The following is a 15320-nucleotide window of genomic DNA, read 5'->3' on the forward strand; positions in this document are numbered from 1 at the left end:
TCCCGCTATAGTCATGCATGACTGAACCGGAATCCCCGACCCCGAAAGGTGACGACATGACGGAATGGTGGCGCGACGCGGTGATCTATCAGATCTATCCCCGCAGTTTTCAGGACAGCGACGGCGACGGCATCGGCGATCTGCCGGGCATCACGCGGCGGCTGGACCATGTGGCGGGGCTGGGGGTGGACGCGATCTGGCTGTCGCCCTTCTTCACCTCGCCGCAGAAGGACATGGGCTATGACGTGTCCGACTATACCGACGTGGACCCGCTGTTCGGCAGCATGGCCGATTTCGACGCGATGGTCGCCCGCGCCCACGCACTGGGCCTGAAAGTCATCATCGACCAGGTCATCAGCCATTCCAGCGACGTCCACCCCTGGTTCGAGGAAAGCCGCCGCGACCGCACCAATCCCAAGGCGGACTGGTATGTCTGGGCCGATCCGAACCCCGACGGCACGCCGCCGAACAACTGGCCCTCGGTCTTCGGCGGCCCGGCCTGGGAATGGGAGCCGCGCCGGCGGCAGTATTACCTGCACAACTTCCTGATCGAACAGCCCGACCTGAACATGTGGAACCCCGAGGTCCAGGACACGCTGCTGGACACGATGCGCTTCTGGTTGGAGCGGGGCGTGGACGGGTTCCGGCTGGACACGGTGAACTACTACTTCCACGACCGCGAATTGCGGGCGAACCCGCCCAATCCCGACCACCAGGGCCCCGAGACCTACGGTTTCCAGCGCCACATCTATTCCAAGAACCGCCCCGAGAACATCGCCTTCCTCAAGCGGATGCGGGCTCTGACCGACGAATACGACGCACGCATGATGGTCGGAGAGGTCGGCGACGGCGGCCAGACCGCCATCGACATCATGGCCGAATACACCGCCGGAGCCGACCGGCTGCACATGTGCTACAGCTTCGAGATGCTCAGCCCCGACTTCACCGCCGCGCATTTCCGCCGCTGCATCGAGGGCGTGCAGCAGGGCGCGCCGGACGGGCACAGCTGCTGGTCCTTCTCGAACCACGACGTGGTGCGGCACGTGACGCGCTGGACGCCGCATGCGCAGGACCCGGACGTGCTGGCGCGGCAGGCGGCGGCGATGCTCCTGTCCTTCCCCGGCACGATCTGCCTCTATCAGGGCGAGGAGCTGGGCCAGACCGAGACCACCCTGGTCTATGAGGAGCTGACCGACCCCCCCGCCCTGCGCTTCTGGCCCGAGGTCAAGGGCCGCGACGGCTGCCGCACGCCGATGGTCTGGGACATGGGCGAACCGCATGCGGGGTTCTCGGACACCACCCCCTGGCTGCCCGTCAAGGAGGCGCAGGCCCTGCGCGCCGTCGCCGGTCAGCGCGACCGCAACGACAGCGTGCTGGCCGCCTATCGCGCGACCATCGCCTTCCGCAAGGGGTCGGAGGCGCTGCGCCACGGCGCGACGACCTTCCTCGACCTGCCCGAACCGGTCCTGGCCTTCCGGCGCGACGACGCGGCGCAGCCGCTGACGGCGGTGTTCAACCTCTCGGCCACGCCGCGCGTGCTGACGGTCGGCGGCGACACCGCACTGACCGGCCCCGGTCATGCCGCGCTGGAGGGCGGGCGCCTCAGCCTGCCCGCCAACGGCTTTGCCTGGCTGACCGGCGCGCCCACGCTAACCGCGTGACCACCCGCGGCGCGCGGATCAGCCCGCGCGCCGCCTGAAAAACAGCATCACCGCCAGATAGGCCCCCGCCGCCCCGAACAGCCCCGCCCAGAGCGGGCTGCCCATCCACAGCTCCACCCCCGCCCAGACCATTGGCAGCGCGACGCAGACGATCCGCACCCACAGCGGGCGAAAGAACGGCGCATCCGGATCGACCAGCTTCATGGCATCTCCTCTCGGGGCTCGGGCGGACGGGGGGTCCGGGGGGCTGGCCCCCCGGCCGTCGCGGGACGCAACAGGCCGCGCTGCCAGGGGGGCGCCCCGGCAAAGGCCGCCGCGATGTGATCGACAAAGGCGCGGGTCTTGCGCGGCAGCGGCCGGATCGGCGGCCAGACGACACTGATCGGCAGGGGATCGGTCATGTCCGGCAGCACCGCCACCAGCCGCCCGTCGCGCAGCGCGTCATGCACGATGAACAGCGGCAGCAGCGCCAGCCCCAGCCCGCCGATGGCCAGGTCGCGCATCGCCTCGCCGTTATTGGCCGACACCCGGCTCTGGCGCGGCGGCGGGATCTCGGCGGCAAAGGGCCAGATCTCGGCCAGCCGCGTGTTCAGGTATCCGATGACCTCGTGCCCGGCCAGATCGGCGGGCCGCGCCACCGCGCCATGCTGGGCCAGATAGTCCGGGCTGGCGACCAATGCGCGCGGGTCCTCGCACAGGCGCCGCGCCATCAGGCTGCTGTCCTTCAGATGCCCGATCCGCAGCCCCAGATCAAACCCGGCCCGGCCCAGATCCATCTGCCGGTCATCGTAATCGACCACGATCTCCAGCCCCGGATGGGCGCGCGCGAAGCCCGCGATCACCGGGCCCAGATGCCTGATGCCAAAGCTCATCGGCGCCGCGATGGCCAGCCGCCCGCGCAAGACGGCCTCCGGGGCGGCGGCGCTTTCGGTCGCCGCGACCAGTTCGGCCAGGGCCGGGCGCACCCGCTCGGCCAGCGATAGGGCGCTGTCGGTGGGCGCGATCCGGCCCGCATGGCGGGTGAACAGCGCGACGCCAAGCGCCGCCTCGAAATCGCTGATCCGCTTGCTGACCACCGATTTCGACAGGTCGGCCCGCGCCGCGGCGCCCGAGATGCTGCCCGCATCCAGCACCGCCAGGAAGGTCTCGATATCGGTGATCGTCCACGCCATGCCTCAGCCTAGCATGCCGCCGACCGTTCGCAAGAACCGAACGCGGCGTTGGGTGCGTGACGGGTGCCGCGAACGCCGGCGCTGCGCCATATTTCCCGGCAACAGCCACCGAACCGAACGGAGCGCGCCATGCAGCTGACCGGAATCCACCACCTGACCGCCATCACCGCCGATGCCGCCGCCAACAACCGCTTCTATACCGAGACGCTCGGCCTGCGCCGGGTCAAGAAGACCGTGAACCAGGACGACACCTCGGCCTATCACCTGTTCTTCGCGGATGGGGCGGGCAGCCCCGGCACCGACATCACCTTCTTCGACTGGCCCGCCCCGCGCGAGCGGCGCGGCACGAACGCGATCACCCGCACCGGCCTGCGCGTGGCCGAGGCGAGCCTCGACTACTGGGCCGACCGGCTGTCGGGCCTCGACGCGCGGCTGACGACCATCGACGGACGCCCCAGCCTCGAGGTCGAGGACCCCGAGGGCCAGCGCCTGCGCCTGATCGCCGCCCCCACCCCCGCGGGTCAGCCCTGGGCGCGCAGCGACGTGCCCGCCGAACACCAGATCCGCGGCCTGGGCCCCATCACCATCTCGGTCCCCGAACTGGCCCCGACCGAGGCCGTTCTGACCCAGGTGATGAACATGCGCCGGGTCCGCGACTATGCCAGCCCCGACGGTCAGGGCCAGGTCCATGTCTTCGAGATGGGCGAGGGCGGCGCCGCGGCCGAGCTGCATGTCGCCGTTCAGCCCGGCCTGCCCCAGGCCCGCCAGGGTGCGGGCGGCGTGCATCACGTGGCCTTCCGCGTGCCCGACACCGCCGCCCTGACCGCCTGGACCGAGCGCGTGGCCCGCTTCCGCGTGCCCAGCAGCGGCGAGGTCGAGCGGTTCTACTTCCGGTCGCTTTACTTCCGCGAACCGGGCGGCAATCTGTTCGAGCTGGCCACCGACGGGCCGGGCTTCGACGTGGACGAGCCCTTCGAGACGATGGGCGAGGGCCTGTCCCTGCCGCCGTTCCTGGAGGGCAGGCGCCAGCAGATCGAGGCCGGGCTGAAGCCACTGGCCTGACCCGCGCCGCCCCGGCGCCCCAAGACGGAGGGATGCGATGACCACGATCCTCGGACTGTCCGGCAGCCTGCGCCGTGCTTCCCTCAACACCGCGCTCCTGCGCGCGGGGGCGCAGCTGGCGCCCCCCGGCGTCACGCTGCGGATCGGCGACATCCGCGGCGTGCCGGTCTATGACGGCGACCTGGAGGCCGAGAGCGGCATCCCGGCCGCCGTCACCGCGCTGACCGATGCGCTGGCCGCGGCGGACGGGCTCTTGCTGGTCACGCCGGAATACAACAACGGCGTGCCGGGCGTGCTGAAAAACACGCTGGACTGGATGTCGCGCGGCCCGGGGCTGGAGCGGTTCCGGGGCAAGCCGGTCGCGGTCATCGGCGCCTCGCCCGGGGCCTTCGGCACGGCGCATGCGCAGTCGCACTGGCTGCCGGTGCTGCGCAGCCTGGCCATGCGGCCCTGGTTCGAGGGGCGGCTGATGGTCTCGCGCGCGGGCGGGCTGTTCGACGCGCAGGGCCGGCTGACCGACGAAGCCACCCGCGCCAGGCTGGCCGATTTCATCGCGGGCTTTGCCGCCTCCATCGGGGGGCGGCCATGAACGGCATCGCCCATGTCGCGCTGACGGTGCGCGACCTGCCCGCCATGACGCGGTTCTATCGCGACGCGATCGGGCTTCGGCCGCTGTCGGGCGACGGGACGGTGCAGGATCTGGGCGCGGGCGGGCACGTGCTGCTGCGCCTGATCGCGGACCCGGCCGCGCGGCCCGCGGATAGGCGCGACGCGGGGCTGTTCCACACCGCCTTCCTGCTGCCGGACCGCGCCGATCTGGGGGCTTGGCTGCGTCATGCGGCCGAGACCGGCGTCCGGCTGACCGGCGCCTCGGATCACGGCGTCAGCGAGGCGCTGTATCTGGACGATCCCGAGGGCAACGGCATCGAGATCTATCGCGACCGCCCGGCGGCCGACTGGACCCGCGACGGCGCCCGCATCCTGATGACGACCGAACGGCTGGACATGGCCGACCTGGCCGCGGCGGCGGATGCCCCCTGGCGGGGCGCGCCCGACGGGTCGGTCGTGGGCCATGTGCATCTGCAGGTGGGCGATCTGGATCAGGCGCATGGCGTCCTGACCGGCGATCTGGACCTGACGCGCACCTTCGAAGCGCCCGGCGGGGCGTGGTACGGATGGGACGGCTATCACCATAACCTCGCCGCGAATGTCTGGAACAGCCGCGGTGCGGGCCTGCGTCCCGAGGGCCGGACCGGCCTGCGATATGTTGCACTGCAGCAACAGTTTCGCCGCGACAGCGAGATCGTCGATCCGTGGGGAAACCGCTTCACCGCCGCCGACGTTCAGGCCGGGTAATCCAGTACCAAGTGTGCCCGCCCCCACATCCTGTGGAGGCGGGCATTTTTCATCGCGGATCAGGTGGCCATCCAGCCCTGCGCCGCATCCAGGTCGTCCTGCGACAGCTCATGCCCCGCGGCGATCACCCGCGCGTCCAGATCGGCCCCGCTGGCCACCAGCCAATCGTTCAGCGCCGGCGCATGGGGGCGGTAGGGGTCGCGCGCGCCCTGCATCGTCAGCACGCGCGTGCCGGTCAGATCCGCTGCGGGAACGGGGTCCAGCGCCAGCATTGGCCGCATCAGGATCGCGCGCCGGATCAGACCCGGATGAAGCCCCATGACCGCCCCCGCGAAGTTCGCGCCGTTGGAGTATCCCAGCACCGTCAGCCGCGCCGGGTCCAGGTCATAGGCCGCCACCGCCCCTTCCCAAAAGGCGGCAAAGGCCGCGGCCTCGGACCAGATGTCGGCCTGATCGAAGCGCGCCGTGGACAGGCGGCGGAAGAACCGCGCCACCCCCTCCTCGGTCGAGCGGCCGCGCAGGCCCAGAAGGGTCGCGCGCGGGGCGATGCGATGCGCCAGCGGCATCAGGTCGGTCTCGGACCCGCCGGTGCCGTGCAGCAGCATGAGGGTCGATCCGTCGGCATCCTCGGGGGCGTGGATGCGGTGGATGAAGGGCAGGTCGCGCATGGGTCTCCTTTCCTCGCCCGGCAGGGCGAATTGCGGCAGCTGCAGCCGCAGGTCGATGTCGTCGGTCATGTGCGGCGGCATCCGCAGGCTGCGGCCCAGGGCGTCCGCCGGTTCGTCCACGGTCATGCCGGGGCCGTCGGTCGCCAGCTCCACCAGCAGCCCCGCCGGATCGCGGACATAGAGCGAGGCGAAGTACAGCCGGTCGTGCATCACCGTGTCCGACAGCACCGCGCGATGCGCCTGAAGGGCTGCGGTGTCGGGCACGCGCAGGGCGACATGGTCGATGGTCCCGGTGCCCGGAATGCCCGGCACGAAGCCCACCGCGTCGCGGATGTCGATCACGTCGCGTCCCGAGGCCAGCCGCGTCACGCCGCCCTCCGTCCCCTGCGGCGCATAGCCGAAGCGGGCAAGGAAGGCCGCGCTGGCGGCGGCGTCGCCGCTCCACAGCGTCACGCCGGACAGGCCCTGCGGCGGGGCAGGCCAGCCCGCATCGGGCAGGTCGGTGCCGACCAGCTTGACGATGATCCCGTCCGGGTCGCGCAGGCGCAGGACCGGGGCACCGAACTCGCGCAGCGGCCCCTGCACCGACAGGCCATGCTGCAGCGCGCGGGTCAGCCAGTCGCCGATCCGGCCGCGCGGGATGGCCAGCGCGATCTCGGCCGGCTGGCCATGGCCCACGCGGCCGGGCGCGCCGTCCTGCCAGACCAGGAAGCTGACCAGCGTGCCGGGGCGGCCCGCCGCATCGCCATAGAACAGGTGCAGCTGGCGCGCGTCCTCGAACCCCGCCACCTGCTTGACCAGGGACAGGCCCAGAAAGCCCGCCCAGTAATCGACATTGGCCTGCACGTCGCGCGTGATGGCCGTCACGTGATGAAGTCCCGTCATGGCGACCTCCTTTCGCGCACCAAGATGCACAGCGGCGGCGTTCGGCGCCACGGGGTCCGGTCGCAACCCGGCGTTCGGCCCGCGCGAACGACGGCGGGCTTGCCCGAGGCCGCGCGAAGGACCACCCTTCGGCAACCCACAGGAGAACCCGTGCCATGAGCTGGAACCCCGCCCTGACCCCCGGCTGCCCCGACGAGATCGGCCCCGACGCCATCGAGACGCTGATCATCCCCCGCGCCCGCGATCTGGGCGGGTTCGAGGTGCGCCGCGCCCTGCCCGCGCCGAAACGCCAGATGGTCGGGCCGTTCATCTTCTTCGACCAGATGGGCCCGGCCGAGTTCCTGACCGATCAGGGCATCGACGTGCGCCCGCATCCCCATATCGGGCTGGGCACGGTGACCTATCTCTATCGCGGCAGCTTCCAGCATCGCGACAGCACCGGGGCCGACCAGATCATCACGCCCGGCGCGCTGAACTGGATGGTGGCGGGGCGCGGCGTCACCCATTCCGAACGCAGCCCCGAGGCGGTGCGCGCCGGTCCCAGCAGCCTCCTGGGCATCCAGACCTGGATCGCCCTGCCCGAAAAGGCCGAGGACATCGCCCCCAGCTTCGAACATCACGCCGCCGACGCCCTGCCCGAGATCCGCGACCAGGGCATCACCGCGCGGCTGATCCTGGGCGACGCCTATGGCGAGCGCGCCCCGGCCACGATGCATTCCGAGACCTTCTATATGGACGTGACGCTGGCGGCGCGGGCGCGCTTTCCGCTGCCCGACAACCACGAGGATCGCGGCCTCTACATCACCGAGGGCAGCGTCGGCATCGCCGGGCAGGAGTATCAGGCCGGGCAGATGATGGTGTTCCGCCCCGGCGACCGGATCACCGTGCAGGCGGGCGACCGGGGCGCGCGGCTGATGGCGCTCGGCGGGTCGACGCTGGAGGGGCCGCGCCACATCTGGTGGAACTTCGTCGCCTCCTCGCGCGAGCGGATCGAGGAGGCGAAACGCGAATGGCGCGAGGCGCGTTGGGGGCAGGGCCGGTTCGACCTGCCGCCGACCGACCGCGACGACTTCATCCCCCTGCCCTGAGCCCGCACCGGACACCGACGGAGACCCCCATGCCCAAGACCCCCCACGACGTGCTGGAATTCTGGTTCTCGGACGAGATGCGCCCCTATTGGTTCGCCAAGTCCGACAGCATCGACAAGGAGATCGCCGCCCGCTTCTCCGAGACCTATGAGGAGGCGCATGCCGGCCGGCTGGACGACTGGATCGGCGCGCCCGACAGCGCGCTGGCGCTGATCATCGTGCTGGACCAGTTCCCGCGCAACATCCATCGCGGCGGGCCGCGCAGCTTTGAATCGAACGACATCGCGCTGGCCCATGCGCGCAGCGCGCTGGAGATGGGCCATGACGCGGGCCAGACGCCCGACCGGCGGCAGTTCTTCTACCTGCCCTTCATGCACAGCGAGGACCTGGCAGATCAGGAGCGCTCGGTCGCGCTCTACGAACAGCTGGGCGACGCCAATTCGCTGCGCTTCGCCCGCGATCACCGCGACATCGTCGCCCGCTTCGGCCGCTTTCCGCATCGCAACGCCATCCTGGGCCGCGACAGCACCCCCGAGGAGGCCGAGTTCCTGAAGACCCACAAGGGCTTCTGAGCGGCGCGGGCCCCTTGCCCGGCGCGCCGCGCCCGCCTAGCCTGCGGGGCATGACCGACCTGCCCTGCTTTCATGCACCCGACACCGACGCACATGACCCGCAGTTCTGGATGCTGCGGGGCGTGCCCCTGCCCAACAAGGAGACCGCCGAACGCGCCCGGCGCCTGCTGGACGGCATCGCCGCGGCCGGGCTGACGGTGCAGGACGCGCCGGTGACGGACCGCGCCGCCATGCACCGCATCCACACCCCGCGCTATCTGCGCTTTCTGGAGACGGCATGGGAGGAATGGCAGCAGGCCCCGGGCGCCGGCCCCGAGGTCGTGGCGAACCTGCATCCGCAGAAGGCCCATCAGACCTATCCCTCCGGGATCACCGGGCGGGCGGGCTGGCACATGGCCGATACGGGCTGTCCCCTGGGACGGCACACCTGGGCCGCGGCGCTGCGCGGGGTGGACACCGCGCTGGCGGCGGTGGCGGCGGTGATGCAGGGCGCGGGGGCGGCCTATGCGCTGTGCCGTCCGCCGGGGCATCACGCCGATGCCGACACGGCGGCGGGGCACTGCTTCCTGAACAATTCGGCCATCGCGGCGGAGGCGCTGCGCGCGGCGCATGACCGCGTGGCGGTGCTGGACATCGACGTGCATCACGGCAACGGCACGCAGGAGATCTTTTATGACCGCGCCGATGTGCTGACGCTGTCGGTCCATGCCGATCCCGACGCCTTCTATCCCTTCTACCTGGGCCACGCGCATGAGACCGGGACGGGTGCCGGAGAGGGGTTCAACCTGAACCTGCCGCTGCCGCTCGGGTCGGGCGACGCGCCCTGGCTGGACGCGATCGACCGCGCGCTGGAGCGAGTGCGCGGTCACGGGGCCGGGGCGCTGGTCCTGGCCCTGGGTCTGGACGCGCATGAGAACGACCCCTTCCGCGGGCTGACCGTCACGACGCCGGGCTTTGCCCGGGCCGCCGCGCGCATCCGCGCCCTGGGCCTGCCCACCGTCATCGTGCAGGAGGGCGGCTATCTCTCCGAGGACCTGACCCACAACCTGGCCGCCTTCCTGCGCGGCTGGCAGGGCCGGGACTGGAACGGGCGGGGCTGAGCGGGTAACAGCGGGGCATCCGGTCAACGGGGGGGCGGCCATGCGCATCTGCATCATCAACACCGGCGGCACGATCAGCTGCGCGGGCCAGCCGCTGGCGCCCATGCCCTCCGACCGCTTCGCCCAAGCCGCGCGCCGCCTGCTGGTCCCCGCGCTGGAGGCGGCGCTGCCGGGCTGCGCGCTGACCTTCGACACCGGGCTGCGGTTCTCGGACAGCGGGCCGGGGCTGCTGGACAGCACCGACCTGCGCCCCTCGGACTGGTGCCGGATCGCGGCGCGGGTGCTGGACCTCCATGCCGATCACGACGGCTTCGTGATCCTGCACGGCACCGACACGATGGATTACAGCGCCGCGGCGCTGGCCATGCTGCTGGGGGTCCGGGACGGTCTGGGCCTGGCGCGGGCAACGCTGTCGAAGCCGGTCATCCTGACCGGATCGCAGCTGCCGCTGTTCCGCGAGACGCCCGACGGGCTGGTCCTGAACGCGGGCAGCGACGCGCAGGCGAACCTGACCGGCGCGCTCAGGGCGCTGCGGCTGCGCCTGCCCGAGGTGGGGCTGTTCTTCGACGGGCGGCTGATGCGGGGAACCCGCGCGCTGAAGGTCTCGACGACCGGTTTCGCGGCCTTCGACAGCCCGCACCTGCCGCCGCTGGCGCAGGTGGGCATCGGCACGCATCCCGGCCCGGCCGCGGCGCTGGATGGTCCGGCCGTCCCCGATCTGGCGCTGGATGCGCCGGGCGCGCGGGCGCTGGTCGCGGATCAACTGGCCGCCGTCGCGGCCCGCATCGACGATCAGCGCATCGTGCAGATCCCCATGGTGCCCGCCGCGCCGGGCGTGATGGCCGGTCTGGTCGAGGCCGCGCTGGCGCGGGGCGCGACCGGGCTGATCCTGGAGGGGTTCGGCGCAGGCAACATCCCGCAGGGCGTCGATGCCGCGGGCACCGGCACCATGGCCCGCGCACTGGCCCGCGCCACCGTGCCGGTGCTGATCGCCAGCCGCGCGATCGGCGGTCAGGTGGGTGCCTTCGACTATGCCGCCGGGGCCTGGATCGCGGCGACCGGCGCCATCCCCCTGGGCGACATGACGCCCGTGGCGGCCCTGGCCAAGCTTGCGGTGCTGTCGGCGGCGGCGGACCACCACGGGTGGGACCGCGCCACGCTGGCCGCGCTGATGCGGCGCAGCCTGGCGGGCGAATGCACGGCGCGCGACCGGCTGAGCGGCACGCTGCTGCCCGGAGAGGCGCTGGAGGCCGCGGACGGCCCGGTGCGGCTGTGGAACGACCCCGATGCCGGCCCGCGCCTGACCGATGGCGACCGGGTGCTCTGGCAGGCCCCCGGACCGGGGCTGCTGCGCCGGACGGGCGGGCGGCTGGTGCTGACCGCGCCCTGCGGCACCGCGCTGTGGTCCGCGCCCGCCGCGCCCGATGCCCTCGCGCTGCTGACCGCCCAGCCGCCCGCGCTGCGCCTGATCGACCCGGCGCGGCGCCTGCCGGACGCGACCGTGCTGCCCTGCTGATCCCCCCGAGGAGGAACCGCCCCATGCCCCTGATCCATGTCCTGAACGGTCCCAACCTGAACCTGCTGGGCCAGCGCCAGCCCGAGGTCTATGGCCGGGCCACGCTGGCCGATCTGGAAGCGCTGTGCATCGAGGCCGCCCGCCCGCACGACATCCGCTTCCTGCAGTCGAACTGGGAAGGGCAGATCGTGGACTGGATCCACGAGGCGCGCCATGAGGCCGCCGCCATCGTCATCAACCCCGCCGCGCTGAGCCATACCTCGGTTGCGGTGCTGGATGCGCTGAACGCCTTCGACGGCCCGGTGATCGAGGTGCATATCAGCCAGATCCACAAGCGCGAGGCGTTCCGCCACCACTCCTACGTCTCGCACCGGGCGGACGGGGTGATCGCGGGTCTGGGGCTGGAGGGTTACGCCGCCGCCCTGCGCCATGTCGCGGCGCTGATCGGCTGAGATGCGCCGGACCCGGCCGCAGGGAGGAGGATGCGGCAGGGCCCGGCGCGTTCCGTGAAGACCCGTGACCGGGTCGGGGGGATGCTCGGGAAGAGGACGCCCTGACCTCATCCTGCGCCCGGCATGGCCGCCTGTCACGGCGATGCGGCGCGGGCGGCGGGGCGGGACGCGCGATGCCCGCTTTGCGGGCAGATCCGGCGCCGCCTGCCCGCGGGGCGGGCGGCGATGCGTCACTCCGGTGATTCGCCCTCGCCTGTCAGCGCGTCCAGATAGGTGCGCGACCACCAGGCCACGTCCTGCGTCACCACCCCCTCCAGCAGGGCTGCGTGACGCGCGCGGCGTTCGGATTGCGACATGCGCATGGCCTGCGCCATCGCGACCGCCAGGTCGTTCGGGTCGTGCGGGTTGATGATCAGCGCCTGCTCCATCGTCTCGGCCGCGCCGGCAAAGCGCGACAGGATCAGCACGCCCGGATCGTCGGGGTCCTGGGCCGCGACGAACTCCTTGGCCACCAGGTTCATCCCGTCGGCCAGCGGCGTGACCAGGCCGATGCGGGCCTGACGATACAGCCCGGCCAGGACCGTGCGCGGAAAGGGCCGGTGGATGAAGCGGATCGGCGTCCAGTTCAGCGTCGCGAACTGACCGTTGATGCGCCCGGCCAGATGCTCGGTCTCCTCGCGGATGGTCTGATAGGCCTCGACCGCGCCGCGCGTGGGGGGCGCGATCTGCAGGAAGCTGATCTTCTCGTGCAGGTCGGGGATCTTCTCCAGCAGCAGCTGATAGGCGCGGAACCGTTGCGGGATGCCCTTGGAATAGTCCAGCCGGTCCACCCCGATCATCATGCGCGCGCCGGTCAGCATGCGCATGCGGTCGCTGTCGGGGGCCTCGGCCGCCTCCTCCATGAAGGACCGCGCGTCGATGCCGATGGGAAAGACCCGGCAGCGCACGTCGCGTCCCGACAGCCGGTACCGGTCGGGGCCGGTCTGCTCTCCATCGGCCAGCTGGCGCGCGCTTTCCGCGAAGGCGCCCAGATCGCGTTCGGCCTGAAAGCCCAAGAGGTCGTAATGCGACAGCCAGTCGAACAGCTGCGCGGGGTTCGGCAGGGCCGCGCAATCGGCGGGCCCGGGAAAGGGGATGTGCAGGAAATGCCCGATCGGATTCCGCACCCCCAGGGCGCGCAGTTCGGCCGCCAGCGGGAACAGGTGGTAATCCTGCACCCAGATCCGGTCTCCGGGACGCAGATGCGGCACGATCATCCGCGCGATCATCGCGTTCACGCCCGCATAGCCGTCCAGGTATTCCGGCCGGATCAGCATCAGGTTGGGCCGCCCGTGGCACAGCGGCCAGAGGATCGAGTTCGCATAGCCGAGGTAATATTCCTCGTGCTGCTGCGGCGTCAGGTCGAAGGACATGCGCGCGAAGGCCGCGCCGGGATGGTCCTGCAGCTCGGGGGCCGGATCGTCGGTCACCTGCCCCGAGAACCCGATCCACAGGCCGTCCGATCCGCTCAGCGCGTCCTGCAGCGCGACGACCAGCCCGCCCGATGGGTCGTCACCCAGAGGCAGGCGGTTCGACACGACGATCAGGCGGGATTGGGCAGGCATCGGGGGCGGTCCTCAGGTCAGGTGGGCGTCCAGCCAGGCGGCCAGGGCGGCCGGGTCGGGCAGGCGGTGGGCGGCGGCGGTCGGCCCGTCGCCGATCTTGATGGCGAAGCCTCCGCGGGACTGGACCTCGGCCATGGCGGGTTCGTCGGTGGTGTCGTCGCCCGCGAAGACCGGCATGCGGCCCGCGAAGGGCGGCAGGCCCATCAGATGCGCCATGGCGCTGTCCTTGCCGACGCCCGCGGGGCGCAGCTCCAGCGCCATCTTGGCGGGTTGCAGCATCAGATGCGGATGCGCGCGGGCCAGATCGTCCATCACCGCCTCGACATAGCCGCGCAGGTCGGGCGCGTCCCGATAATGCAGCGCGACGCCATGCGGCTTCTCCTCGACCAGAAGGCCGGGATGGGGGCCGGCGCGGTCATGGGCGGCGGCATGCAGCGCCGCCACGTCGAAGGCCGCGCCGTGCAGCAGCTCAATCCTCCCGGGCGACAGCGACAACTCGGACCCGTGGCTGCCCGCGATGATGCCCTCGAACCCGCCCAGATGGCCGCGCAGGTCGGCCACGTCGCGCCCCGAGATCAGCGCCACCGCGCCACCCTGCCGCCGCGTCAGCGCCGCCAGCCGGTCGCGCAGGGCCTGCGTCACCACCACGGCATCCGGTCTGGGGGCGATCTCGACCAGGCAGCCGTCGAAATCCAGGAACAGGGCGGCGTCGGGCGGCAGATGCGGCAGGGTCATGCGGCGGCGTCTCTCCATGATGGATGTCGCAACACAACCCCCGGATGCCGCACGGGTTCACGGGAACGCGAGTTTTTTCCCGCGCACCCGCGGTCCGGGATCAGAACTCGACCCCGGCCTGGGCCTTGATGCCGGCGCGGAACGGGTGCTTGACCTGGGTCATCTCGGTCACCAGATCGGCCGCCTCGACCAGCGCCTCGGGGGCGCCGCGGCCGGTCAGGACGACATGGGTCATGGGCGGCTTCTCGGCCTCCAGGAAGGCCAGCACCTGCGCCACGTCCAGATAGCCGTAGCGGAAGGCGATGTTGATCTCGTCCAGCAGGACCATGCGGATGGCCGGGTCGCGGATCAGCGCCTGCGCGCGCGCCCAGCCCGCCTCGGCGGCGGCGATGTCGCGGGCCTTGTCCTGCGTCTCCCAGGTGAAGCCCTCGCCCATGGCGTGGAACTGGCACAGATCGGCGAAATGCGTGGTCAGCAGGCGCCGTTCGCCGGTGTCCCACGCGCCCTTGATGAACTGCACCACCGCGCAGGGCATGCCATGGGCGACGCAGCGCATGATCATCCCGAAGCCCGACGACGACTTGCCCTTGCCCGGCCCGGTATGGACGATGATCAGGCCCTTCTCTCCGGTCCGGGTCTGCATCATGCGGTCGCGCGCGGCCTTCTTGCGGGCCATCTTCTGGGCGTGGCGGGCCAGATCCTCGGCGGCGATCGGGTCGGTCTGCGTCATCGGGTCGCTCCTGGCGGTTGACAAAGGGCGGGCGCGCGGGTTGGTTGGGCGGGTGTTGGTTCCTGTCTATGACAGGCGAAGAGGGAATGCGACAAGGTCCGCCGAATGTCGGACCCCAAGCGCAGCCGCCCCCGCGACCGTGACCGGAAAGGTCGCCCGATCCACTGGCCCCGCGGGGCTGGGAAGGTGGGACGACCGTTGGGGAGACCCTGAATCCGCAAGCCGGGAGACCTGCCAGCACCGATGATGACGGGCGGACGGGGTGTTTCGCGACCGGCAGGTGATGGCCGGATGCCCCGTGCCGTCTCCTTTCGGATGCCCCTCGCCGCCATAACGGATGAAGGGGCCGCGATGCGCGCCGTTCTGCATGTCTGCACCACCTGCCGCGGGATCGACCCCGCCGCAGGTCCCGATGCCCCGCGCCCCGGCGCGATCCTGCATGGCATCCTGTCCGACGCCGCGCCGGAGGGCGTGCAGGTGCGCCCCGTCGAATGCCTGTCGGCCTGTTCGCAGGGCTGCGCCGTGGCGCTGTCGGCGCCGGGCTGCTGGTCCTATGTCTATGGCCGCCTGACCCCCGCCGACGCCGCCGAGATCATCCAGGGCGCCCGCGCCTATGCCGCCAGCGGCGACGGCATCGTGCCCTGGCGCGAACGCCCCGCCATCTTCCGCAAGCAGAGCCTTGCCCGCATCCCCCCGCATACCCTGTCGCAGGAGTGACC

Annotated in this window: 16 protein-coding genes and 1 riboswitch; of the genes, 10 read left to right on the forward strand and 6 right to left on the reverse strand. The window is 71.5% G+C overall.

Features of this window, described 5'->3' with window-relative positions:
• Positions 1 to 56 precede the first annotated feature (56 nt).
• Positions 57 to 1661: an alpha-glucosidase gene (locus tag AACG61_RS14960; RefSeq protein ID WP_411837894.1), complete on the forward strand. Its 1605-nt coding sequence runs from the start codon at positions 57 to 59 to the stop codon at positions 1659 to 1661.
• An 18-nt stretch (positions 1662 to 1679) separates the two neighbouring features.
• Here AACG61_RS14960 and AACG61_RS14965 read toward each other — a convergent pair whose 3' ends face one another.
• Together AACG61_RS14965 and AACG61_RS14970 are read right to left on the reverse strand one after the other, a co-directional pair.
• Positions 1680 to 1865, reverse strand: coding sequence for a hypothetical protein (locus tag AACG61_RS14965; RefSeq protein WP_411837895.1), 186 nt, complete (start codon positions 1863 to 1865; stop codon positions 1680 to 1682).
• The gene (locus AACG61_RS14970; RefSeq protein ID WP_411837896.1) at positions 1862 to 2833 is read right to left on the reverse strand and encodes a LysR family transcriptional regulator; all 972 of its coding nucleotides are present in this window, start codon (positions 2831 to 2833) and stop codon (positions 1862 to 1864) included. Before AACG61_RS14970 ends, AACG61_RS14965 begins: the two co-directional genes overlap by 4 nt.
• 129 nt (positions 2834 to 2962) lie before the next feature.
• Between AACG61_RS14970 and AACG61_RS14975 the strand changes: the two genes are divergently transcribed.
• The 3 genes from AACG61_RS14975 to AACG61_RS14985 are packed head-to-tail and all read left to right on the forward strand — an operon-like array spanning position 2963 to position 5251.
• Positions 2963 to 3895, forward strand: a complete 933-nt coding sequence (locus AACG61_RS14975) for a ring-cleaving dioxygenase (RefSeq protein ID WP_411837897.1) — start codon at positions 2963 to 2965, stop codon at positions 3893 to 3895.
• Between the two features lie 37 nt (positions 3896 to 3932).
• The gene (locus AACG61_RS14980; RefSeq protein ID WP_411837898.1) at positions 3933 to 4484 is read left to right on the forward strand and encodes an NADPH-dependent FMN reductase; all 552 of its coding nucleotides are present in this window, start codon (positions 3933 to 3935) and stop codon (positions 4482 to 4484) included.
• Positions 4481 to 5251 (forward strand): VOC family protein, encoded by a 771-nt coding sequence (locus AACG61_RS14985; protein WP_411837899.1) that lies wholly within the window; start codon positions 4481 to 4483, stop codon positions 5249 to 5251. The genes AACG61_RS14980 and AACG61_RS14985 overlap by 4 nt, the downstream gene beginning before the upstream one ends.
• Before the next feature lie 59 nt (positions 5252 to 5310).
• On the opposite strand, the gene AACG61_RS14990 is transcribed toward AACG61_RS14985, so the two are convergent.
• The gene (locus tag AACG61_RS14990; protein WP_411837900.1) at positions 5311 to 6804 is read right to left on the reverse strand and encodes a VOC family protein; all 1494 of its coding nucleotides are present in this window, start codon (positions 6802 to 6804) and stop codon (positions 5311 to 5313) included.
• Between the two features lie 155 nt (positions 6805 to 6959).
• Between AACG61_RS14990 and AACG61_RS14995 the strand changes: the two genes are divergently transcribed.
• Genes AACG61_RS14995 through aroQ form a run of 5 tightly spaced genes read left to right on the forward strand, consistent with a single transcriptional unit; the run spans position 6960 to position 11532 of the window.
• Positions 6960 to 7892 carry a pirin family protein gene (locus tag AACG61_RS14995; protein ID WP_411837901.1) on the forward strand — a complete coding sequence of 311 codons (933 nt, stop codon included), beginning with the start codon at positions 6960 to 6962 and terminating at the stop codon, positions 7890 to 7892.
• Between the two features lie 29 nt (positions 7893 to 7921).
• A complete protein-coding gene (locus AACG61_RS15000; protein ID WP_411837902.1) occupies positions 7922 to 8464 on the forward strand; it encodes a DUF924 family protein in 543 nt (180 codons plus the stop codon).
• A 50-nt stretch (positions 8465 to 8514) separates the two neighbouring features.
• On the forward strand, positions 8515 to 9564 hold the full coding sequence (locus AACG61_RS15005) for a histone deacetylase family protein (RefSeq protein WP_411837903.1): 1050 nt from the start codon (positions 8515 to 8517) through the stop codon (positions 9562 to 9564).
• A 40-nt stretch (positions 9565 to 9604) separates the two neighbouring features.
• Entirely contained in the window at positions 9605 to 11080 is a 1476-nt protein-coding gene (locus tag AACG61_RS15010) for an asparaginase (protein WP_411837904.1), read from the forward strand.
• Positions 11081 to 11103: 23 nt separating this feature from the next.
• Complete coding sequence (gene aroQ / locus AACG61_RS15015) at positions 11104 to 11532, forward strand: type II 3-dehydroquinate dehydratase (RefSeq protein ID WP_411837905.1); 429 nt, start codon at positions 11104 to 11106, stop codon at positions 11530 to 11532.
• A 230-nt stretch (positions 11533 to 11762) separates the two neighbouring features.
• Here aroQ and AACG61_RS15020 read toward each other — a convergent pair whose 3' ends face one another.
• The 3 genes from AACG61_RS15020 to cobO all read right to left on the reverse strand — a co-directional run bounded on the left by AACG61_RS15020 (position 11763) and on the right by cobO (position 14601).
• Positions 11763 to 13136, reverse strand: coding sequence for a trehalose-6-phosphate synthase (locus AACG61_RS15020; protein WP_411837906.1), 1374 nt, complete (start codon positions 13134 to 13136; stop codon positions 11763 to 11765).
• Between the two features lie 12 nt (positions 13137 to 13148).
• Positions 13149 to 13889 (reverse strand): trehalose-phosphatase, encoded by a 741-nt coding sequence (otsB, locus tag AACG61_RS15025; protein ID WP_411837907.1) that lies wholly within the window; start codon positions 13887 to 13889, stop codon positions 13149 to 13151.
• Between the two features lie 82 nt (positions 13890 to 13971).
• A complete protein-coding gene (gene cobO / locus AACG61_RS15030; RefSeq protein WP_411837908.1) occupies positions 13972 to 14601 on the reverse strand; it encodes a cob(I)yrinic acid a,c-diamide adenosyltransferase in 630 nt (209 codons plus the stop codon).
• A 39-nt stretch (positions 14602 to 14640) separates the two neighbouring features.
• Positions 14641 to 14855, forward strand: a riboswitch (cobalamin riboswitch).
• Positions 14856 to 14952: 97 nt separating this feature from the next.
• Here cobO and AACG61_RS15035 point away from each other — a divergent pair.
• Complete coding sequence (locus tag AACG61_RS15035) at positions 14953 to 15318, forward strand: DUF1636 family protein (protein WP_411837909.1); 366 nt, start codon at positions 14953 to 14955, stop codon at positions 15316 to 15318.
• Positions 15319 to 15320 lie beyond the last annotated feature (2 nt).

The sequence above is a fragment of the Paracoccus sp. ME4 genome, assembly GCF_046736325.1.
Lineage (GTDB): Bacteria > Pseudomonadota > Alphaproteobacteria > Rhodobacterales > Rhodobacteraceae > Paracoccus.

Bases quoted from the DNA above. Each gene is read 5' to 3' on its own strand.
- cobO (WP_411837908.1), bottom strand. From the start codon at position 14,601: ATGACGCAGACCGACCCGATCGCCGCCGAGGATCTGGCCCGCCACGCC.
- AACG61_RS14990 (WP_411837900.1), bottom strand. From the start codon at position 6,804: ATGACGGGACTTCATCACGTGACGGCCATCACGCGCGACGTGCAGGCC.
- AACG61_RS15000 (WP_411837902.1), top strand. From the start codon at position 7,922: ATGCCCAAGACCCCCCACGACGTGCTGGAATTCTGGTTCTCGGACGAG.
- aroQ (WP_411837905.1), top strand. From the start codon at position 11,104: ATGCCCCTGATCCATGTCCTGAACGGTCCCAACCTGAACCTGCTGGGC.
- AACG61_RS14975 (WP_411837897.1), top strand. From the start codon at position 2,963: ATGCAGCTGACCGGAATCCACCACCTGACCGCCATCACCGCCGATGCC.
- AACG61_RS14995 (WP_411837901.1), top strand. From the start codon at position 6,960: ATGAGCTGGAACCCCGCCCTGACCCCCGGCTGCCCCGACGAGATCGGC.
- AACG61_RS14970 (WP_411837896.1), bottom strand. From the start codon at position 2,833: ATGGCGTGGACGATCACCGATATCGAGACCTTCCTGGCGGTGCTGGAT.
- otsB (WP_411837907.1), bottom strand. From the start codon at position 13,889: ATGGAGAGACGCCGCCGCATGACCCTGCCGCATCTGCCGCCCGACGCC.
- AACG61_RS15035 (WP_411837909.1), top strand. From the start codon at position 14,953: ATGCGCGCCGTTCTGCATGTCTGCACCACCTGCCGCGGGATCGACCCC.
- AACG61_RS14980 (WP_411837898.1), top strand. From the start codon at position 3,933: ATGACCACGATCCTCGGACTGTCCGGCAGCCTGCGCCGTGCTTCCCTC.
- AACG61_RS14960 (WP_411837894.1), top strand. From the start codon at position 57: ATGACGGAATGGTGGCGCGACGCGGTGATCTATCAGATCTATCCCCGC.
- AACG61_RS14985 (WP_411837899.1), top strand. From the start codon at position 4,481: ATGAACGGCATCGCCCATGTCGCGCTGACGGTGCGCGACCTGCCCGCC.
- AACG61_RS15020 (WP_411837906.1), bottom strand. From the start codon at position 13,136: ATGCCTGCCCAATCCCGCCTGATCGTCGTGTCGAACCGCCTGCCTCTG.
- AACG61_RS14965 (WP_411837895.1), bottom strand. From the start codon at position 1,865: ATGAAGCTGGTCGATCCGGATGCGCCGTTCTTTCGCCCGCTGTGGGTG.
- AACG61_RS15010 (WP_411837904.1), top strand. From the start codon at position 9,605: ATGCGCATCTGCATCATCAACACCGGCGGCACGATCAGCTGCGCGGGC.
- AACG61_RS15005 (WP_411837903.1), top strand. From the start codon at position 8,515: ATGACCGACCTGCCCTGCTTTCATGCACCCGACACCGACGCACATGAC.